The following is a 2,699-nucleotide window of genomic DNA, read 5'->3' on the forward strand; positions in this document are numbered from 1 at the left end:
AGCCCGGTGACGAGCCCGGTGACGAGCCCGGTGACGAGCCCGGTGACGAGCCCGGCGACGAGCCCGGCGACGAGCCCGGCGACGAGCCCGCTGGCGGTCTCCCGATCCTGGGCGACCTCCTCGGCGGCGGTTCCTCGCCCGTTGCGGGCCTGCCGATCGTCGGCGACCTGCTGGGCGGAGCCCCGTCCGACAACCCCGGCGACAACCCCGGCGACAACCCCGGCGACAACCCCGGTGACGACGACCCGTCCGACAACCCCGGCGACAACCCCGGCGACGACCCCGGTGACGACGACCCGTCCGACAACCCCGGCGACAACCCCGGTGGTTCCGGCGGTCACGCGACCGGCACCGTCACCGTGGGCGGCGTGACCTACCAGGTCCGCGGCGGCACCGTGACCATCAACGGCGTCCAGTACCCGGTCCGCAACGGCACCGTGACCGTCAACGGCGTCGCCTACCCGGTCACGCCGAGGACGCCGGGCAGCCCGCCCGTCGACACCCCGCAGGGCACGGTGACGTTCAGCCTCGGCTCGCCCAAGGTGAACGGCCAGAGCTCGCCGAACGCTCCCGGAGCCGTGATCCCGGTGGGCGGGCAGGTGACCTACACGGTCCCGGTGACCAACACCGGCACCCTCCCGATCACCACGCTGACCGCCAAGGCGTCGGACGGCGGCACGCTGACCGGCGGCCGGCTCCCGCTCCGGCCGGGACAGACCACGACGCTCACCTACACGACGACGGCCAAGCCCGGCGCGCAGGCGGTGACCTTCTCGATCGTGGCCTCGAACCCGAACGGGCAGCAGCAGGGCAAGACGTGCTCGGCGGTCTACACCGGCACCGTCCAGCACGGTCAGCTCGCGTCGACCGACGGCCTGATGGTCGACGGGAAGGCCACCAGTGACGCCGTTCGCTACACCTTCCACTCGACCGACCCCGCCAAGGTGTCCTTCCAGGTCACCAACTCCGGGGACGCCCCGCTGCGCAACGTCAGCGCGTCGTCGCCGGCCGGCCAGGTCACCGGGGGCAAGGCCACGCTGCAGCCCGGCGAGTCCGCCTGGTACACGGTCGTCGTCCAGCCGCGGTCCGGCCTGAACTCGGTGCCGGTCAGCTTCAGCGGCACCGACGCGAGCGGCAAGACCACCACCGTGAAGGAGTCGTTCGACTACACGCTCTGCACCTGCGCGTCGCCGGCGACCCCCGAGGCCTGAGGAATGTCGATGACAACGAAACCCTGGATGAGGCGGTCCGTCGTGACCGGCTTGGCCGTGGGAGGGTTTCTCCTCCTCGGCGTGGGCTCCGCCCACGCCGAGGACGGGGACAGTCCCACACCGGTCGAGTCGCTCACCGGGACCGTCACCATGCTGCTCGGCGCGGACGGGCCACTCGGAGGAGACACCTCCGGCCACTCCGCTCCGACGGACCTGCGTCCGACGCACGGGACCCCGGTCTTCCCCGAGACGAATGTCGAGGCGGAGATCGCCGAGCCCGACCCGATGCCCCTGCCGGAGCCGGTGGAGCTGACGGAGCCGGAGCAGATCTACACGATCCAGCCGGTGGACGAGGCGACTGACGGGAGTGCTCCCTCGGAGAGCACCTCCGACTCCGACCTCGCCGCCACGTCGGATCCCGTGCCGGCGACCGTCGCCGACACCGCGTCGGAGGCAGCCCCGCGGCCGGCCGACGGCTGCGCGTGCAACCTCACGATGGGTACGCCGACCGTCAACGGCCGGACGGCAGGGGCACCGGGCACCGCCCAGGTCCCCGCCGATCGGGCCGCGACGATCGCCGTACCGGTCTCCAACACGGGCAACGTCACCGTGACCAACCTGGCCGTCTCCGGCCCGGGCGGGAGGATGACGTGCGGCAGCACCACGCTCGCCGTCGACGCATCGACGACGTGCACCGGGTCGTGGACGCCGGGTGCCGGCAGCCGGAGCGCCCCGATCCGTGCCACCGCGTCCACGCCCGGGGGCAGGGTGACGGGCTCGGCACTGCTGTTCGCCACCGGTCTCGCGACCGGCGGTGGTGTGCCGGGCGACCCGGGCAGCGGTACGCCGGACAAGGGTTGCTCCTGCGACCTGACCTCCGGTACCCCCAGCGTCGGCGGCAAGGCTGCTGGCGGCGCCGGGACGGCAGAGGTGCCCGTGGGTACGACCACCACGGTGTCGATCCCGGTGTCGAACACGGGCAGCAGGACCGTGTCGAACCTGTCGGCCACCAGCCCGGAGGGCCCGCTCACGTGTGCCGACACCGAGCTGGCGCCGACCGAGTCGACGACCTGCTCCCGCCAGGTGCGGGCCGAGGCCGGCGACCAGGTCGTGCCCATCACCATCTACGGCACGACCTCCGACGGTCGCCGGACGACTGCCCAGGGCATCGCCCACGTGACCGGTGTGCCGGACGATGACGACGGATCGGACAACCCGGGAGGATCGGACGACCCGGGCGACACCACCGACGGCACCATCAAGGTCGGCGGCGTCACCTACCCCGTCAAGAACGGCACCGTCACCGTCAACGGAGTGAAGTACCCCGTCAAGAACGGCACCGTCACCATCGGCGGCGTGGCCTACCCGGTCACCCCCACCCACGGGACCGACAACCCGGGCGACACCACCAACGGCACCATCAAGGTCGGCGGCGTCACCTACCCCGTCAAGAACGGCACCGTCACCATCGACGGCGTCAGGTACCCC

2 protein-coding genes are annotated in these 2,699 nt (G+C 72.3%); both read left to right on the plus strand.

All coding sequences use genetic code 11. The features are described from left to right. The coding region (locus AC2YHB_RS25590; RefSeq protein WP_487354874.1) for a COG1361 family protein at positions 1–1,211 on the plus strand (1,211 nt) is incomplete at its 5' end. Between the two features lie 81 nt (positions 1,212–1,292). Further along, positions 1,293–2,699 (plus strand): hypothetical protein (locus AC2YHB_RS25595; protein ID WP_487354875.1); only part of this gene is annotated, 1,407 nt, incomplete at its 3' end.

Source organism: Nocardioides sp. SRI_004 (assembly GCF_057586415.1).